Origin of the sequence: Nostoc sp. (assembly GCF_036917275.1) — a bacterium.
Taxonomy (GTDB): Bacteria; Cyanobacteriota; Cyanobacteriia; order Cyanobacteriales; family Nostocaceae; genus Nostoc.
The window spans coordinates 161,213-180,853 of the sequence record NZ_JBALDF010000041.1; the positions used below are offsets into that span (position 1 = coordinate 161,213).

Sequence of the window (19,641 nt, forward strand, 5' to 3'; positions counted from 1 at the left end):
TTTGCCAATAGTCAATGAGTTTACTGTTGAATTTACGGTCTTTTGATTCTCATTAATTAACTTAGAACCTGTTGATGGAAGCTTCTGAGCTATTAGAAACAATCACACTTCTGATTTACCAAGCTGAACAGGGAGAAATTGACCCTTGGGATGTCCAAGTGATTGAGGTGATTGACCGTTACTTGGAACTGATGGCACCGGAGGCAATAGGAAGAGGTTATGAAGCGGACTTGTCTCAATCTGGACAGGCCTTTTTGTCAGCATCAATGCTGGTATTATTCAAAGCAAATACATTGATGCAATTGTCAACAGTAGGAGATATCCAGGATGGTGTAGTAGATGATGCCCAACTGGAAGATGAAGACGGAATATCACATCCAGGTCATCGTCTACCATTAGAACGGCAATTGCGTCGTCGTCCAGCGGCAATGCCGCCACCAAAACGCCGAGTGACTTTGCAAGAGTTAATCAAGCAATTGCAGATCATGGCTAACCAACTGAAACTGGTAGAAAAAGTCAGCAAACCTATCCGTCCGAGGCGTCAACCTAGCGTCCAAAGTATGCGGGAGGCGCTGGAGTTAGCTCACCAGGAAAATCTGACGGAAGTAGCTAGAGAACTGGAGCAGGTATTGAATTTATCGGCAAGGGAGCTAAATTTAGAACAAAATTGGTTGAATTTAGAACAACTTGTAGAGTTGTGGACTCACACAAAGCTTCTCAACCAAAATGGGTCTGGACATGATTCTAAACACAGTCATTTAGTTAGCGTTTTCTGGGCGCTACTACTACTCTCGGCTCAATCGAAAGTAGAGCTATTTCAAGAGGAGTTTTACCATGAGATTAAAATTCGCTTACTTGCAGATTCAGCTAACTCCTGCAAACCTTTTGAGCACCCGACGATGAACTAAAAAAGCCAAAAGTAGCCCTACAGATAATTTACAGATTTTTGATTCAGCCCTAAAATCCGAGTAAATTGAAAAGATAAGCGATCGCTTGTCATCTAAGTATACCTATGGTTGCGATAACCAGTAATTCCTGTTATCCCTGTTTTGAGGGATGACTTAGAGCATAAATAAAAACTGATGATTAAGTATCACTCGATGAAAGTAAACTGGCTTGTGGTTGAGGAATAAATTTTTATGAAAGCGATGATTCTCGCAGCTGGCAAGGGGACTCGCGTGCGTCCGATTACCTATACAATTCCCAAACCGATGATTCCCATCCTGCAAAAGCCAGTGATGGAGTTCTTGCTGGAACTGTTACGCCGACATGGATTTGACCAGATTATGGTCAACGTTAGTCATTTGGCTGAGGAAATAGAAAACTATTTTCGTGATGGTCAACGGTTTGGGGTGCAGATTGCCTATTCCTTTGAAGGGAAAATTGATGACGAGGGGAAACTGGAGGGAGAAGCAATTGGTTCAGCTGGAGGGATGCGCCGCATCCAAGACTTCTCACCCTTTTTTGATGATACCTTTGTGGTTTTGTGCGGTGATGCTTTGATTGACTTGGATTTAAGTGCGGCGGTTAAATGGCATAGAGCTAGAGGGGCGATCGCTACTATTATTACGAAATCTGTCCCCAAGGAAGAAGTTTCTAGCTACGGTGTGGTTGTGACTGACGAAGAGGGCCGTGTCAAAGCTTTTCAAGAAAAACCTTCAACTGAAGAAGCCCTCAGCACCAACATCAACACAGGTATTTACATCTTTGAACCAGAGGTGTTTAATTATATTCCTTCTGGTGTCGAATATGACATTGGTAGTCAATTGTTTCCCAAATTAGTAGAAATCAAAGCTCCTTTTTACGCCATTCCTATGGACTTTGAATGGGTAGATATTGGTAAAGTACCAGACTATTGGCGGGCGATTCGCGGTGTACTGCTGGGTGAAATTAAAAATGTGCAAATCCCTGGTCATGAAGTCGCCCCTGGCATCTATACTGGCTTAAATGTTGCGGTAAATTGGGACAAAGTGGATATCACAGGCCCAGTTTACATTGGTGGCATGACCAGAATAGAAGACGGAGCTAAAATTGTCGGCCCAGCGATGATTGGCCCCAATTGTTGGATATGTAGTGGTGCAACAGTGGAAAACAGCGTGATTTTTGAATGGTCGCGCCTGGGTCCTGGAGTCCGCTTAGTCGATAAACTGGTGTTTGGACGTTATTGTGTAGATAAAACTGGTGCTGCGATCGATGTTCAAGCAGCTGCTTTAGACTGGCTGATTACCGATGCTCGTCAGACGGTGCCATCACATACCCCTGTTGAACGACAAGCGATAGAGGAATTGTTGGGGACAAACGCAAATTAAAGTTAGGAGTTAGGAGTTAGGAGTTAAGAGTTATAACCTTTATTCCTAACTCTAGCCTGCGTTTTGGTGGTCGCAAGTATGCTAAAACCTTTGTTATGAAGTTCAATTTGGTTTTGCAAGTTCCATATGTATTTTTTTTGACCGCGCAAAAACTATTAACCTCTCGTTCCTATTGCTCTGCATAGGAATGGATTTGGGGAGGATCTGCCTCCTTGGACTATAGGCAGAGCCTCTAGATGAGCATTCCCATGCAGAGCATGGGAACGAGATCATGTCATTTTGACAGGGCTACTCTTCACTCCTAACTCCTGTACAGACGTGATTAATCGCGTCTCTCCTCACTCTTAACTCCTAACTATTTAAATACGTATATCTTCTGAGACTCTGCTCGTAGGTTTGTAGCAGTCTCTGAGATTCTGCTAGGGTAATGCGCTTTTCTTCTAATGCTTGCTCGCAACGCTGACGAATGTTTTCCACCATATCTTCGGAGTCATACTGGACGTAGCTCACCACTTCGCTCATGGTGTCACCTTTGACAACGTGTTCAATCTGGTAGCCTTTGGGCGTTAATTGGATGTGAACGGCGTTGGTGTCGCCAAATAGGTTGTGCAAATTGCCCATAATTTCTTGGTAAGCTCCATTCAAGAACATCCCCAAATAATAGGGTTCTCCAGGCTTGTAGGTGTGCAACTCTAAAACCGATTTGACATCACGCAGGTCAATAAAGCGGTCTATTTTACCATCACTGTCGCAGGTGAGGTCTGCTAAAATTCCCCGCCGCGTTGGTTCTTCATCCAAGCGGTGGATTGGCATAATTGGGAATAGCTGGTCGATCGCCCAGCAATCTGGTGCCGATTGAAACACTGACATATTCACGTAGTAGATGGAAGCCATGATTTTTTCTAGGTCTTCCAGTTCATCGGGTACGTATTCTTGCTGTCTAGTAATGTTGAGAATTTTCTGACAACAAGCCCAGTAGAGGCGTTCGGCCTTGGCTCGTTCTCTGAGGCGTAAAATTCCTAAATTGAAGCGGCTGATGGCTTCTTCTTTGAATTGTGCAGCGTCGTGGTACAACTCTTGGTAATTTTCTTGGTTGATGGATTGGAAGCTTTCCCAAAGATAATTAATAATTGGGGATTCTCCCTCTTGTGGAGGTTCTGGGGGGTCGAGGGGGACATCACTAGTACTGAGAACATCAAAAATCAGCAGCGACTGATGGGAAGCGAGCGCTCGTCCACTTTCGCTAATCAGTGTTGGTACGGGAATTTGGCGTTCTGCACAGGTATCTTTTAACTCTGCCACGATGTCGTTGGCATAGTTCTGCATGTTGTAATTTTTCGATGCATAGAAGTTGGTTTGGGAGCCATCATAATCTACACCCAAGCCGCCACCAACATCAAGGTATTTCATATCTGCCCCCAGCATCGCTAATTCCACATAAATGCGGCTGGCTTCTTGGATGGCATCTTTAATCACATTAATGGCAGAGATTTGTGAGCCGATGTGGAAGTGCATCAACTGCAAAGAATCGAGCAGGTTAGCTTCCCGTAACTTGTCAACAGCCTCGATTACCTCAGGCATTGTCAGACCAAATTTAGCGCGATCGCCACTAGAGGCTCCCCAACGTCCCATACCTTGGGTACTGAGTTTAGCACGAACACCTAATATCGGCTTAATACCTAACTGGCGATTGGCATCAATCACCAAATCCACCTCTTCAATCTGTTCTAGGACGATGATTGGTGTTTGCCCTAGTCTTTGGGCTAACATTGCCGTTTCGATGTATTCTCGGTCTTTGTAGCCGTTGCAAACTAACAATGCTCCTGGTGTATCCAGGATAGCCAGAGCAATCATTAATTCTGGCTTGGAACCGGCTTCTAAACCAAATTGATGAGGCTTGCCAAATTTCACTAAATCCTCAATCAAATGCCGCTCTTGGTTGCACTTGACGGGAAACACGCCCCGGTAGATGCCAGGGTAGTTGTAGCGGGCGATCGCTTTGGCAAAACAAGCGTTCAATCGCTCAATCCGGTCTTCCAAAATATCAGAAAAGCGAATCAACATAGGAAGTCCCAAGTTGCGCTGTTTCATGGCGTTGACCAATTCAAACAAGTCAAGAGATCCCCCGCGATCGCCCTTGGGTGCCACGGTAACGTGTCCAGCAGCGTTAATGGAAAAATAAGGTTGTCCCCAACCTTCAATGCGGTATAAGGCTTCGCTATCCTCAATTTTCCAGGAGCGAGGTAAATCTCCTGTGGTAGGACTAGGTGGTAATAGCTTTTTCTGTTTATGATTTTTCACTTCAGATTTCTGTCCATTGGACGGTACTTGTACCACTTCGTCAGATGTAGCAGTTGACTCAACACCCATTTCTTCCTAGCCTCTGTTTTTCACCCACGAATTAACAATTTAACGCATTCATCTGGGAACGTATATGCACCCAAAGATAATTTCTGAGATAAACTCTGATTGGTCAATAGTCATGTGTTATCAGTCATTAGTCATTGGTCATTAATGCAAAACCTTAGACTCAAGACAGAGGACGAAGAACAAATGACAACTGACTAATAAAAAACTCATTAAGTTTTTGGAGATAGCAATGGAACGTACATTCTTAGCAATTAAGCCTGATGGAGTACAACGGGGATTAGTGGGGGAAATTATCCGTCGCTTTGAAACTAAAGGTTTTACCCTAGTTGGTTTAAAATTCCTGAAAGTCAGTCGGGAATTGGCTGAACAACACTATGATGTTCACCGGGAACGTCCTTTTTTTGCTGGTCTAGTCGAATTTATCACTTCTAGCCCAGTGGTGGCGATGGTATGGGAAGGTGATGGCGTGGTTGCATCTGCCAGAAAGATTATTGGTGCGACGAACCCTTTAACATCAGAGCCAGGAACGATTCGCGGCGATTTTGGACTGAATATTGGTCGCAACTTAATCCACGGTTCTGATGCTCCAGAAACCGCGCAACAAGAAATAGCCCTATGGTTTAAGGATGAAGAATTAGTTAATTGGCAACCACACTTAACACCTTGGTTGCACGAGTGATCGAGAGCTAGGAGTTAAAAATTCATAACTCCTAATACCAATTTAATGTGAAGCTGCACTAAATGAGTAACTCTCTATTCTTGGCGCTCTTGGCGTACTTGGCGGTTCGTTTAATATTCTGTGCATCTTCATACAGAATTGGTATAACTCCTGTACAGACGCGATTAATCGCGTCTCTTACTTCGAGACTTCGCTCTTTTCCGGTTCTACTGGTTGAGGCAATTCAGTGCCAACACGCTTGGAAAATCCCCAGCCTAAAATCAGGAAAATGGCAGCAATCATGATCCATTCTGGTGGAACTAAACTCTCGTTGACCACTTTCAACAACAAGCGTAAGCCCACCAAAGCTACAGTTACATAGCCTGCGTCTTCCAAGTTTTCATATTCATCTAGCCAACGGATGAACAATCCTGCCATAAATCGCAGCGTAATAATACCAATTGTTGCACCCGTCAGCACCAGCCATTTTTCTTGAGAAACTGCGATCGCAGTAGTCACGCTATCCAAAGAAAATGCCAAATCTGTAAAGGCAATCACGGGTATCGCTTGCAACAACGAATTAAAACGCGGCTCGTGATTGCGATCGTCTTCACTTTCTTGAGAGCTAAAGTGTTGGAATACCAACCACAGCAGGTAAGCAGCGCCCAATAATTCAAATTGCCAGAATTGTTGCACCCAAGTAGCGGTAAGAATCAGGGTGATTCGCAGCACATAGGCAACGACTAAACCAAAGTTGAGGGCCTTACGCTCAAGTTCTTTGTCTTCCAGCCCCCGAGCGATCGCAGCCAGGGCGATCGCATTGTCGGCAGATAACAGCGCCTCTAAAAGCACCAGGATGAGCAGAACTATCGGGGCTTCAACGCTGAAATGAAAATCGAGGTAATCAAAAATTCGGTCTAGCATTCCGGGTTTCTCAAGCAGAAAAAATTAAAATTTGACAAAAACAGAGATTTGCATATTAAAAAGCGCAATAAATTGCCACTTTAATTCAGCTTAACGTGGTTGTGGTGCATTTTGAAGGGGGTTAAATGGATGCGATCGCCGTGCCATTAGGGTGTTTTGGGTGTTATTCAATACACTAAAGATTTTAACATTTTGCTTAATGTGATGACAATAGACTGCTGTCATTTCGCTCGTTGGTATCTTTTGTAGATAAATTGATTTCTTGGAGTCCCTGTTGTATACCATAAAAGGTTCCTAAAAGGTCAATTACAGTACACAAGTTTGTCACAAAACGCAGGTAACTTCGAGGTATTGGGCGGGCTAAGACAGATGGATACTTTATCAGTATAAAATCGCTATTCTGTTGGAATTGTTGCTTAATTCTGCTTAGATCATCGGTTCCTAAATGCTCTTTTAACAGGGGCAAAGTTTGTCTAAAAGCTTTACATTTTTATCTTTTTTCAAATTACTTAAAAATTTAATTAGGTGTATATTTTATTCTTTGGAAGTCCCTAATATCAGTTAGCAAACATTAAGCAAGCTACATGTATTATCATAGTCAATCAATCAACTCCACAGCCCCTAGCTCCTTTAAGGAGGCTTTTTGAGCCTCAGTAATGCCTAAAACACCTGTGATATTCATTTCCTCGTAGGGTCTAGCGGCTCTGAACGTTTTGAGGCACATACCTGTGTTAATATTCCAAAGCTTAATGGTCTCATCTTGGCTGCCACTGGCAAGGGTTTGAGCATCAGGGCTGCAGGCAACTGACCAAACGCAACTGGTGTATCCGTGCAAAGTTTTGAGGCACACACCCGTGTTAACATCCCAAAGTTTAATTGTCCCATCATGACTGCCACTGGCAAGCATACGACTATCGGTACTAAAAGCGACTGAATATACCCAACTAGTGTGCCCTTGTAAAGTTTTGAGGCATTGACCTGTGCTGACATCCCACAACTTCACTGTTTGATCATGCCCGCCACTAGCAAGAGTTTGCCCATTAGAGCTGAAGGCAACAGACCACACCCGACTAATATGCCCTTGTAAAGTTTTGAGGCATTGACCAGTGTTGACATCCCACAATTTTACTGTTCGATCATGACTGCCACTGGCAAGCATACGACCATCGATACTGAAAGCGACTGAACAGACCCAATTAGTGTGCCCTTGCAAAGTTCTGAGGCATTGACCAGTGCTGACATCCCACAATTTTACTGTTCGATCATGACTGCCACTGGCAAGCATACGACCATCGATACTGAAAGCGACTGAATATATCCAATGAGTATGCCCCTGTAAAGTTTTGAGGCATTGACCAGTGTTGACATCCCATAACCTCACCGTTTGGTCAGGACTCCCACTAGCCAAGGTCTTACCTTGAGGGCTGAAAGCGACTGATGATACAAAATTTGTATGTCCCTGCAAAGTTTTGAGGCATTGACCAGTGCTGATATCCCAAAGCTTGATCATTTTATCTCCACTGCCACTAGCCAGGGTCTGGCCATCAGGGCTACAGGCCACTGACCAAATCCAGTTGGTATACCCTTGCAAAGTTTTGAAGCATTGTCCAGTGCTAACATCCCATAACTTTACCGTTTGATCATGACTGCCACTGGCAAGCGTTTGACCATTAGGGCTGAAGGCAACTGACCAGACTTGACTCATGTGCCCTTGCAAAGTTTTGAGACATTGACCAGTACTGACATCCCAAAGTTTAATTGTCCTATCTTGACTGCTACTGGCAATAGTTCTGCCATTCGGATTGAAAGCAACTGACAATACCTCATCACTATGTTCGTGCAAAGTTTTGAGGCATTGACCAGTGCTGATATCCCAGAGCTTTACTGTTTGGTCATTACTGCCACTGAGAAGAATGTCACCGTTAGGGTTGAAGACGACTGCTCGTACCCGATTGGTATGTTCGTGCAGAGTTTTGAGGCATTGACCAGTAGTGACATCCCATAGCTTAATCGTCTTATCTTCACTGCCACTAGCTAAGATTTGACCATCAAGGCTGAAACTAGCTGAACTGACCCGGCTACTATGCCCATACAAAGTTTTGAGGCATTGACCAGTACTGACATCCCACAACCTTATCGTTTGGTCTACACTGGTACTGGCAAGGGTTTGACCATTAGGGCTAAAGGCAACTGAATATACCCAATCAGCATGCCCATGCAAAGTTTTGAGGCATTGACCAGTACTGACATCCCACAACCTCACTGTATGATCAAAGCTACCACTAGCAAGTATTTGACCATTAGGGCTGAAGGAAACTGACCAGACCCAACTGGCGTGCCCTTTACATCTGAGTAGTTTTTTCCCATTTGAAACTTGCCACAAGCAAATTTTACCATCAACATCACTTGTAGCTAAAAGTTTCCCATCAAAGCTAAATGCTACTGACATAGTAGCGTGCAAGGTTTCAGTAAAAATTGATTTAGCTAGATCTGAGTGGGCAAAATTTACATGGTGCAAATTCACACCTTGTAAGTCTGCTTGCCAAACTGTTAGATAAGAAAAATCATAGCCGCTTAAATCAATCTTCAGTTGACAAAGTAGATTAAGAACATTTCCCCCTACATATCCTGGTTGTAACGGAGATTTCTCTTGCAGCATTGAAGTAATTTGAATTAGCTGGCATTTCAGATTTGTTTTGCCTAGAGTATTGAGTAAGAATTTCGTAATTGGATTGAGCACGAGGCGAATCTGAGTATCCCTAACATAGTCTTTTGCCTGAGCTTTGAGCAGAGCATGGCTGTTAAGGAGTACAATTTCACCAGTCTCAATTTCTTGAGTAATATTCTCAATTAATTTCTCAGTGATGTACTCCATGACAACTGGTTGTTGGGTAAAAAATGCTGCACTTTTCTGAATCAAGGAACGTTGTATTAGAGAGTTTAGAGTGTCTATCAATCCTCTTTGTGATAATGGGGATACAATATCTGCTCGTAATTCAGATAGTAAAACTGGTTCACGATTAATTGCTATCCAGTACATTATCTCTTTCTCTAAATCTGTCAAGCGATTGAACTGTCGCTCCAAAAGATCGTGAATATCATTAAAAATAAACTGTCCTGAATTTAGATAATCTTTTATTAAAATAGAAATATTATTATCTAACAAATCTCGAGTAAGTGCAGCTACTATCTTTAAGGCTAGGGGATTACCAGCATAGTGTTCAATGACAACTTGCCATTGATCATCTGTTGCCGAAAAGTTACCCAGATTGTTAAAAATATTTTTTCCCTCTATCTGGTTCAAGCCATGTAGTTGTAAGGAGCGAACTTGCTTTCCCTCTAATAAGGTAATTTCTTTAGGTTTCTCCCGACTAGTTAACATTAAGCAGCTCTGATGAGATACTTCCCCTAATCGTTTGATTAGTTCCCCATATCCTTCGTATCCTTCATGATAGTGTCCAGTGTGCTTGCCACTACGCAGAATAGCCTCTACATTGTCTAACACCAGTAGACAGCGCGAGGAACGTAAACACTCAATCAATTGCGATATTCTACCGTCTGCGCTTTCTGATAAATTTGTTTCCTGCTGGTTAGACAATAAATTGATAACATCTGCCAGGATTTCTGTAATAGGTGGGGTATTACGCAATGAGCGCCAAATGACGTACTCAAAGTCTCCTTGAATCTGCTCGGCACAGCATACACTTAGAGCAGTTTTGCCAATCCCACCCATGCCTAGTAGTACCACCAATCGGCAGCGGTCTCTTACAATCCATTGCTTCAAGATGGTTAATTCTTCTGTACGCCCGGAAAAATCGGAAATATCAACCGCCTCTCCCCAATCTTGGTGGTTGCAGTAATTCTGCTGAGTTAGGGGAGTTATTGGATGTAACCTAGGTTCGTAAACTAGGTGGGAGTTGGAAACAATCCTACCGCGCAAATCTTGCCACGTCGGTGGCAATTGGGCTGAATTCTGGCAAATCGTTGGTAACCAAGTAGCACAAGGAAATCGATCTTCTAGACCTTGCAGTCTTTCCCGTGCTTCCCGCACTGCTACATAAAAGGACTTACCATGAGAAAAAAACTCTAAGAAATACTTCAAAAACTCCTGTGCAACCTGGTCTGGCACAGGCTCACGCATCACAATGACTTGCGGAATGTGCAAATCAGCTAGCTCTCTGGCTAATCCCAAACCGTCGCACGAGTTGAAAATTACTAGCTTCAAACCGCGTTCAACACTTTTTCTCAACGCATACTTTAGCTCATTAATCGTTAAACTATCAGTTTGATTAATGTAAAGCTGACCAGATTCACCATTTGCTTTACCTGAGCTATGCCCAGCGAAAAAGAGAATATCCCAATCTTGCTCCCAAAGCTTTTCGTTCAACTCTTGGCGTTGAGGCTCTGCTAGAAAGGTAACTTCAGCCTCAGGTAAATGCTCTAGTAATACTCGATCTGCCTGGGTATCAATACCAGCACTATTACCCAAAACCGCTAAGATTCTCACATGATCTCTATGAGGTAATGGCTGTTCAACAAATTCATAACTAGACGTACTTAAAGCAATTTCAGCCTTGGGATAAAGATCAAACCAATCCCACAGATGCCAAGGTAATCGCTGAAGTCGGATGTCTTTGGCTTGAATAATTACTCGAATTTCGTCCGATGCCATTAATCTTTCTAACAATTTCTCTCTAATAGAGCGAAACGATTCAGATTTAAGCCAAGCATTCAAGTGGTTAAGCAACTCCTTTGCGGTATTGTAGCATTTCTCTTGAATAGAAACATTGGTGACTTGAAAGGCTTCAGCTGTCAACCGAGAACTTAGTCCTAAGCTACGATATGTTGATTGCCAGTAGATGTAGTGTTGAAGAACCTCTGGGGCTGGAGGTAGCTTACCTATAATTTGTACCCAAGGGAGAGCGTCATCTTCGCCAATCTGCAATGTAACTGGAAACCCTTGCTCAGGATCACTATCCTCCAGCTTTAAAACAACTAACTTACCCACAATTGTTGCTGATTCCTTAGAAGTTTCTTTAATTTAGAATACAATATTTTTCCATGTTTAATTAGTAGATCACAAAGTTTTTTAAAAGCCCTGCCACATCAGCATTCCATCAAAACGCTTGCACACAATAAAAGAACCTATTAATGAACATTGCAGTCGATAGGTGAGTTGCCTGAAAGCGTAGGCGTAGCCGGTCGTAGACATCTTAGAGGATGTTTTAAAAGGGTCTTTTGCTCTCATACTGAGTACAGCGAAGCATCTCAGTGCCGGGAGCCATGATTTGGCTGTTGATCCAATTGACTACAAGATTATTTTCTGGGAATTAAACTGCGATCGCAATTTCTATCTAATCCGTCAAAACCTTTCCTCATAAGCATTTAGGATTCACGGACAGTCTACTATTCAGCCGCATTCTCAACAGATATTAGGTTCTAAGCTAAAAATCTTTTAATTTGCATCCTCAAAAAAAAATCTCTTGTGGGGTGGGCATCTTGCCTGCCCTAGTTGTGCAAATTAAATGCGTGACAGCTTATCAGTTAGTTTTACTCGGAAACTTTTGATAACAATTCTCATAATGAGAATTGCTGCATACACAGCGCCCCATTATAAACGTTTTTTAAAAACTTAAAGGGGAAATATCATTAGTATATGAAGTTTTGTTACATAATACGTAATTGTTACAAGCCAAGCTGAATTCATAATTATGAGCGTTCATGAAAGATTTAGAAACCTAATTCTTTCGTCCTCCTCTAGATTTGATTGCTTGATTGCAAACTTTAGTAATCAAATTCTCGTTAATGATTAGTACATTGCAAGATAAGTTCACACATCGACCAGTCTGCAAGATAAGTAAAAGTTATGTATTCTCAAAAAAAACAACAGTTACATTCAATTGCGATCTCATCTTCAATTATACCTATACATGATTAGTTGTATATAAGTAATCATCTATAGGTGTAATTTAGTATCAGCCATATTTCAAAGATTCAGGAAGAGTGGAAATTTACACGAAACTTGCTGAAGAATGGTGTAAATAAGCAATAAAAATCATTGATTTTTTCATACATCACTATTTAGTGCCAAATGTATCTTTTGCATGGACAAAATCATGTAAATTCTTGGCTATAGAACTCACAATCTTGATGATGGTAAATTTTTGATTTTCTTAATAACAAAGCAATCTGTCTGTGATGCTCAACAGGGTTGATTAGCCATAAAAATAAGCTATCAAGCTCTATATTACTGCTCATACATTATCGAACTAAAATGCCTTTTATCAGAATTGAAACTAATCATGACTTCAGTCCAGAAGTTATTCATGATGTCATCACTCAAATTACTGAACAATTTCATATCATCAAAGGCTATCCTCAGTCCATGATCTTAGTAGTTGTCAACACCAAAGTGAATGTAGCTTTTGGTGGTGATTATGAAAAGCCTGCGGCTGTTGTTCAAGTAATGAACGGGAGAATGCCTGTAGAGATTACCACCAAGCTAACAGAAATTATCAGCGATCTTCTCCTAGCAAAATTCAATGTTCCAGCTAACAGAATGTATATATTTTTTCAAGAAGATCTGAAAATGCATTTGGTTGGCTGGAATCGCACAACTTTTGAACAAATATTAGGTGCTGATGACTTAGCTGATGTAGAAGCAGCTCGAAAAGAAAGTACAGCCGCAAAAAAAACAGCAATTGAATATAACAGGAGTGATAACAGAAATGAGTAACTTAATCCAAAGAATCATTGCAGGCGAAGTATCATTAAAAGAATATACCAAGACAGAAAAAGAACGTTTAGTTTACAAAGTTCTGTCTGATTTACCTTTATCCTCTATCTTAAAAATTAAACAAGAGTTAAAAGGTAATGTATTTGCTAAATCACGGCGAGCGTTTGGTAAAATAGTACATCGTGACTCGCTGATTCCTATTCCCAATTTAAGCTTAGAGTTATGGGATAGAGATCCATTTGGGTTAAAAGATTATTTAGCCTGTGGAGAAACAGATCAAAGAGGAAATTTTGAAATTATGTATGATCCAAAAGCAGGAGGTTTTGGTGATGCACCAGATTTAGAATTAAGAATTTTTGACCCGCCACAAAATGTCTTTATTCATGGTCAAAAAAGTGAATTTAGGAACTTAATTGAAGTTAAAATCGGGCCTGATAATGTTAGAGATGACTATGATTTTGGTGTTTTGCAAATTTTATATTATGAGTACGATCGGCAATATAAATTTTCTTACAGCATACCAGATTCTATTCGCCATGATTTTGTACCTGAAGCTTTAGCCAGGACAATGCAATCTGTAGCCAAGTATAGCCAGATAATGGATACACTAATCCAAATAAATCGTCGTAATCCTAATCAGCTATCCTACGATGAAATCCAAAAATCATTTCCGGAAACTTTAACGCTAATTTTAGAAAAGAGCCACAAAGGCTATACCAGAAGTGATGATTTTTTTGGCGAAAGGATGCTCAATGGTTTCAATCCGGTTATTTTTAAGAAGGATAAAAATAATCCTTCACTATATAACACTGCTTTTAATGGTGATAAATTTACCCTAACAGGCAAAATAGATTTGCCTAATTACAAAGTCATATTTGAGTTAAAAAACGGAAAATTACTACCTATTGAAATCACACTGCAATTCCGTGAAGATAGGTGTAGTGAACCAAATTCACCTTTAAAAGCACCACAGACTTATACCCCTGCTGATGGTAATAAATGGTTGCAAGCTAAACGAGTTGTTCGCGCTACTCATCTGGGTGTTTTAGGTGAAGTTAAAGGGCATTTAAGCCAGTGTCACTTTAACATGGAACAGTATGCGATCGCTTTCTTAAGAAATATTAGAAAGAATCCGCTACGTGATTTTTTATATCCCCATCTCAAAGAAGTAGTTCATATCAACAAATTTGGGCGTAAAATCCTCATGGATGCCAAAGAAGGATTTTTTGCCAAACTCGAACCCATGCCTATTAAACCAGATATGTTGCAATGGATAACAACAAATATCGGAACATATGATTGGACAGATTGGCAACCTAGAAAACCTCTGTATGAAGGTCATACATTTGCCAAACTCGGCAATTTATACTGGAATATTCTCACTACTTATGTAGAGTCATTTTTTGCTGCAAATCAAGAAGAGATTGCTAATAATTGGACAGAAATACTCAACTTTTCCAACGATTTAGTACAAAACAGCGTTACCTATGTTCCTCTGAGTATGGAACAAGTAGATGATGGCGATGAATGGTATGATTTAAACGAAATTGAACACTCATCAAATCCACGTCAAGAAGTTAATGGTGAATTGAAAGCCATTAGAGCGATTACTATATCACCACAACCAACTGAGCAAGATATAGTAAATCTTAAACAGGTTTGTAAGTATGTGATTTATCAATGCACTTTTTGGCATAGCTGGATTCACAATGAACATAATCCTGAATTTGGGGAATTGAAGTACGGCGATTTGTTAACCAATGGCTCAATGGGTGACGAAGATGATGAGAGTGTATTACCAGGTCATCAGGTAGCCAGTATCATTTTGGGTGTGACAAATATGCTGACCAATTTTAATTACGGCTATATACTTAAAAACGAAGATGGAGACGTATCACCAGAGTTAATCAAACTCATTGAAAGTAAAAAAGCAGAGTTTGAAAAATTAGGATTTGATCTCACAACCTTACGTTCTAGATTGAATAGCTAAAAATTTAACGTTTGCAACAAATGCTTATAGCAATTATCGTTTGGATGCATTACAGTCTGACCTCCTTTGTAACCTCTCTCCTAAAAGGAGAAAGGCTTTGAATCTTACTCCCCTTCCCTTATAGGGAAGGGGCTGTTCTTGTTAGGTCTGTATTCCATGCAATTGAGAACCGCTATAAACGTTTCTTATAAATGCTTTAACGTGAGTAACAATTGCTTCAGCATTGATGAAAAAAAATTAACGTTTGCAACCAATGCTCAAACTTTCTTATGAATGCTTGAAAGTGAAGAACAAATGTAAATAGCCTTTAGAAGCAATTTACGACAATAGAATTTTAAATCTCACAAAATCTCTGCCAACTTTACGAGCAGACTATTTGCTAAATCCAATAATCTGATATCATCTGCATCAACACTATTTTTTTCACCAGCTAACAACCTTCTCACAGCAGATAACCTGTCATTAGTTTCAGAAATTCTCCAACATTCTTCTAAGTTTACTGCGAAATCAAACAGCGATCGCTCTTCTAAATGCTCTCTTACCCTAACGGCTACACTCTCATCACTTACCAAAAATTCTTTAATAGCATCTAATCGAGAATTACCTAATATTTCGTCATGCCCCCAGGTTTCTAGCCAGTCTCCATCTACATCTTCAACGTAAAAATTTACAAAATTAACCCCGTAAGTTAGCCAGTTTTGCTGCATTTGTCGCGCTGTTGCTAAAGCTTCAGCAAATGCATCTACTTGATTGTTGCAGCTGTGAGTTTCTCTTTTATTAACCATAAAAGCTGTAATTAGCAGGTAGGTATGTAGGCTGGAATATAAATCTGGAACATCAAATGGAAGTTCACGAAAATTTTAAATATTTGCCACCAGAAAGATAATCACTGTTATATAGTGCCACGTTGACTAACTGGTTAACAAAATTAGCGTTTTTGGGATTGTAACTTAAGAACAATCCTCTCTCTATTTCCCATGATCGCAGTGTATTTTGCCAAGCTTGGTACTTTTGGTAATTAAGTTCTTCAGAGACACTGGTAACTTGAATGCACAGTGGTTGATTGTTACGACTAACAATTAAATCTGTTGCCATTGAAAGGTCGGCAATATAACGCTGCCAAAAACTACCTTCACGCTGAACAATATCTTGGGCTATTGATTTAATTATATCATCATCAACCTGATTAAATTCGCCTCCCATCAATTTCTGTTTCCAAATATAAAACTTGGAGTCACTTGCATTAATCCATCTAGGAAAAAGATAACTATACCAATATCTTTCAATCGGCGTCATTTGATCGAACTTTGCTTTTTGTTCTTCTTCCGAAGGTAAGGATTTCACAATCAGCCAAATTGTAGAATCCGTAATCACCTCTAATAGAAATGCAATCACAAAAGGTTTTGCAGTCAGGGAACCTGGCTTGATATTCTTTACCCAACGATTGATTTCGTCTAATCTTCTCGCTAAATCCGGATCTATCGAGGAGGCTTGCAGGGTAAGGGACTTTAGCTTATCCTTAATCTCTTTTGCTTGCAAACGATGTCCTACTTTCAGAAGATAACGCTTTTTTCACACACTTATAACTAGATTTTAACTTGAAAATGTCTTTAGTTAATTTCCTGATGTCATTAAATATTCTCTGGTTCAATGCCCTGTGTAAGTAAAACCTCCCGCAATCGAACAATTTCTTGCTCTGCTTGTTGGGTACGTTCTTCTGCCCGTTGGGCAGGTATTTCTTGTTCAGCTAGTTGTTCAAATGATAATATTAATTGATTTTCAGTAGTGAATAATCTTAATTTACCTTCATAAACTCCCAAGTAAAGTTTTAACTGCTGGCTCCACAAACGTCCATCAGTGGTAGATTGAATTTCTTGATACTTACCATTAACTAGATGAAATCCCTGAAACTCCATTGTTACAGAGTCAAGCCAGAAATAATCTGGTGTACGGAAGGTATCCTGGTAAACTTGTTTTTTTAAGCTCTCATCAGCGATCGCTCCGCGATTTACATTCATTTTACTGAAGATTTGGTAACTTGCAGACGCTTTTGAAAACTTGTAATAACTCAGCTGCACCTGGAGATTCATTCAAATTTAATAATGGCATTAACTGATAGGTTGGTTGCTGGTCACATCTTAAATAAACAAATTGATAACGCAATCCGTTAGTTACCAGTCCCCAAACAGATGGTTGTTGATTTAAACTTCAATAACCGATTCTATTTGAATTTCTCCAATTTGTTTAAATTGATAAACTCTCAGGGTATGACAAGATAACCTCTTCCCAATTAAATCGAGGTGAAAATCTGATTCTGGCAATAATAGCGGCTTACGCACCCTATTCTCAACTGTAAGCGGTATAATCTGTGCTTTGCACCACACTTGTATCTTTTCATGGCAAAATATTCTCAGGCTCAATCACCTATAGATATCAAACCTTTTTTTATTGCTTGGTTTTGGTTGATGTAAGCTAAATATCTTGCAATTTATGTTCAGCTTCAGGAAAATTTCAACACTGTCTGGCACAACTAAGCTAAAAATAGTTTTCAGTAACAATACCGTTTGTAGATGTAATCATGTCTCAACCAAGTATCGAATCAATCCCACAAGAGAACAGTCTCTTTCATCCTCCCTCCGAATTCTCACAGAATGCCCATATCAAAAGCCTAGATGACTATCAGCGTCTCTATGCTAAAGCCAAAGCCGATCCGCAGCAATTTTGGGCAGATTTGGCTACAACAGAATTAGAATGGTTCCAAAAATGGGATACAGTATTAGACTGGCAACCACCTTTTGCTAAATGGTTCGTTGGCGGTAAGATTAATATTTCTTACAACTGCCTTGACAGACATCTCACTACTTGGCGTAAGAATAAAGCAGCATTGATTTGGGAAGGAGAACCAGGAGATTCGCGTACTCTCACCTATGCCCAACTGCACCGAGAAGTTTGCCAGTTTGCCAATGTATTGAAGCAACTGGGTGTACAAAAAGGCGATCGCGTTGGTATTTATATGCCGATGATTCCCGAAGCTGCGATCGCCATGTTAGCTTGTGCCAGAATTGGCGCACCCCACAGTGTGGTATTTGGTGGTTTTAGTGCCGAAGCTTTGCGCGATCGCTTAATTGATATTAAAGCTAAACTAGTAATTACGGCTGATGGTGGTTGGCGCAAAGATGCGATCGTTCCTCTCAAGGAACAGGTAGATAAAGCCTTAGCTGATGGTGCTGTTCCCAGTGTAGAAAATGTACTGGTTGTGAAGCGCACCGGACAAGAAATTTATATGCAGTTGGGCGGACGCGATCATTGGTGGCATGATTTGCAAAAAGGAGTATCAGCAGATTGTCCCGCCGAACCAATGGACAGCGAAGATATGCTGTTTGTCCTCTACACTTCAGGCAGCACTGGCAAACCGAAGGGCATAGTGCATACAACTGCTGGTTATAATTTATATACCCACATGACCACCAAGTGGATATTCGACCTGCAAGATACAGATGTATACTGGTGTACTGCCGATGTAGGTTGGATTACTGGACACAGTTACATTGTCTACGGCCCTCTTTCCAACGGTGCAACGAGCCTGATGTATGAAGGTGCGCCCCGTGCTTCTAATCCTGGTTGTACATGGGATGTGATTGAAAAATATGGTGTCAATATTTTTTATACTGCACCTACAGCAATTCGAGCCTTTATTAAAATGGGAGAACAACATCCGAATGCGAGAAACCTGTCTTCATTGCGTTTGCTAGGAACCGTCGGCGAACCAATTAACCCGAACCCTTGGATGTGGTATCACAAAGTAATTGGTGGTGAACGTTGTCCAATTGTTGATACTTGGTGGCAAACGGAAACAGGCGGAATCATGATTACACCGCTACCAGGGGCAATTCCCACCAAACCAGGTTCAGCAACTCTTCCCTTCCCAGGAATTATCGCAGATATCGTAGATTTAGAAGGAAACACCGTACCCAATAACGAAAGCGGTTATCTGACAGTGCGACATCCTTGGCCAGGAATGATGCGGACAGTCTACGGCGATCCAGAACGCTTCCGCCGCACCTACTGGGAACACATCCCGCCCAAAGATGGTAACTATAATTACTTTGCTGGTGATGGTGCCAGACGCGACGAGGATGGTTACTTTTGGATAACAGGTCGTGTGGATGACGTACTGAATGTGTCAGGACATCGGCTCGGTACAATGGAAGTAGAATCAGCCTTGGTTTCTCACCCAGCGGTTACAGAAGCGGCAGTAGTGGGTAAACCAGATGAACTTAAGGGTGAAGAAGTAGTTGCTTTTGTGACTCTAGAAGGCAGTTATCAGGGAAGTGAAGAACTGAGTAAAGAACTCAAACAGCACGTTGTCAAACAAATTGGTGCGATCGCCCGTCCGGGAGAAATTCGCTTTACCGATGCTTTGCCCAAAACGCGATCAGGAAAGATTATGCGGCGATTGCTGCGGAATCTAGCTGCGGGTGAAGAGGTATCTGGGGATATTTCGACATTGGAAGATAAGAGCGTGTTGGATAAATTACGGCAAGGTACGTAAATAATTCCAAATGAGCCTAGTAGGGGCGCATATATCTGCGCTCCGTCTGTCTTGTGATCCATTATGCCCTAACGCACCTCAATTTATTATATATAAAGGTTA

General features: G+C 41.1%; 13 protein-coding genes. 6 read left to right on the forward strand and 7 right to left on the reverse strand.

Annotated features, from left to right (window positions below):
- Nucleotides 1-74 precede the first annotated feature (74 nt).
- Nucleotides 75-908: a ScpA family protein gene (locus V7K35_RS15930; RefSeq protein ID WP_335080221.1), complete on the forward strand. Its 834-nt coding sequence runs from the start codon at nucleotides 75-77 to the stop codon at nucleotides 906-908.
- 231 nt (nucleotides 909-1,139) lie between these two features.
- On the forward strand, nucleotides 1,140-2,309 hold the full coding sequence (locus tag V7K35_RS15935; protein ID WP_335080222.1) for an NDP-sugar synthase: 1,170 nt from the start codon (nucleotides 1,140-1,142) through the stop codon (nucleotides 2,307-2,309).
- A 351-nt stretch (nucleotides 2,310-2,660) separates the two neighbouring features.
- Here the strand turns inward: V7K35_RS15935 and speA are convergent, their stop codons facing one another.
- On the reverse strand, nucleotides 2,661-4,679 hold the full coding sequence (gene speA / locus V7K35_RS15940; protein WP_335080223.1) for a biosynthetic arginine decarboxylase: 2,019 nt from the start codon (nucleotides 4,677-4,679) through the stop codon (nucleotides 2,661-2,663).
- Between the two features lie 229 nt (nucleotides 4,680-4,908).
- Here speA and ndk point away from each other — a divergent pair, with 229 nt between their 5' ends.
- Nucleotides 4,909-5,358, forward strand: a complete 450-nt coding sequence (gene ndk / locus V7K35_RS15945) for a nucleoside-diphosphate kinase (protein ID WP_334793268.1) — start codon at nucleotides 4,909-4,911, stop codon at nucleotides 5,356-5,358.
- A 177-nt stretch (nucleotides 5,359-5,535) separates the two neighbouring features.
- On the opposite strand, the gene V7K35_RS15950 is transcribed toward ndk, so the two are convergent.
- The 3 genes from V7K35_RS15950 to V7K35_RS15960 form a co-directional block, all read right to left on the reverse strand.
- Nucleotides 5,536-6,261, reverse strand: coding sequence for a TerC family protein (locus V7K35_RS15950; RefSeq protein ID WP_334793267.1), 726 nt, complete (start codon nucleotides 6,259-6,261; stop codon nucleotides 5,536-5,538).
- A 90-nt stretch (nucleotides 6,262-6,351) separates the two neighbouring features.
- Nucleotides 6,352-6,546: a hypothetical protein gene (locus V7K35_RS15955; RefSeq protein ID WP_335080224.1), complete on the reverse strand. Its 195-nt coding sequence runs from the start codon at nucleotides 6,544-6,546 to the stop codon at nucleotides 6,352-6,354.
- Nucleotides 6,547-6,859: 313 nt separating this feature from the next.
- Nucleotides 6,860-11,269, reverse strand: coding sequence for a CHAT domain-containing protein (locus V7K35_RS15960; protein WP_335080225.1), 4,410 nt, complete (start codon nucleotides 11,267-11,269; stop codon nucleotides 6,860-6,862).
- A gap of 1,266 nt (nucleotides 11,270-12,535) precedes the next feature.
- On the opposite strand from V7K35_RS15960, the gene V7K35_RS15965 reads away from it, so the two are divergent.
- A complete protein-coding gene (locus V7K35_RS15965) occupies nucleotides 12,536-12,997 on the forward strand; it encodes a phenylpyruvate tautomerase MIF-related protein (protein WP_335080226.1) in 462 nt (153 codons plus the stop codon).
- Nucleotides 12,990-14,987: a lipoxygenase family protein gene (locus V7K35_RS15970; protein ID WP_335080227.1), complete on the forward strand. Its 1,998-nt coding sequence runs from the start codon at nucleotides 12,990-12,992 to the stop codon at nucleotides 14,985-14,987. Before V7K35_RS15965 ends, V7K35_RS15970 begins: the two co-directional genes overlap by 8 nt.
- 341 nt (nucleotides 14,988-15,328) lie before the next feature.
- Here the strand turns inward: V7K35_RS15970 and V7K35_RS15975 are convergent, their stop codons facing one another.
- The 3 genes from V7K35_RS15975 to V7K35_RS15985 all read right to left on the reverse strand — a co-directional run bounded on the left by V7K35_RS15975 (nucleotide 15,329) and on the right by V7K35_RS15985 (nucleotide 17,005).
- Nucleotides 15,329-15,772: a hypothetical protein gene (locus tag V7K35_RS15975; protein WP_335080228.1), complete on the reverse strand. Its 444-nt coding sequence runs from the start codon at nucleotides 15,770-15,772 to the stop codon at nucleotides 15,329-15,331.
- A 64-nt stretch (nucleotides 15,773-15,836) separates the two neighbouring features.
- The gene (locus tag V7K35_RS15980; RefSeq protein WP_335080229.1) at nucleotides 15,837-16,526 is read right to left on the reverse strand and encodes a hypothetical protein; all 690 of its coding nucleotides are present in this window, start codon (nucleotides 16,524-16,526) and stop codon (nucleotides 15,837-15,839) included.
- A 92-nt stretch (nucleotides 16,527-16,618) separates the two neighbouring features.
- Nucleotides 16,619-17,005 carry a hypothetical protein gene (locus tag V7K35_RS15985; protein ID WP_335080230.1) on the reverse strand — a complete coding sequence of 129 codons (387 nt, stop codon included), beginning with the start codon at nucleotides 17,003-17,005 and terminating at the stop codon, nucleotides 16,619-16,621.
- Between the two features lie 560 nt (nucleotides 17,006-17,565).
- Here V7K35_RS15985 and acs point away from each other — a divergent pair.
- Nucleotides 17,566-19,539 carry an acetate--CoA ligase gene (acs, locus tag V7K35_RS15990; protein ID WP_335080231.1) on the forward strand — a complete coding sequence of 658 codons (1,974 nt, stop codon included), beginning with the start codon at nucleotides 17,566-17,568 and terminating at the stop codon, nucleotides 19,537-19,539.
- Nucleotides 19,540-19,641: the final 102 nt, after the last annotated feature.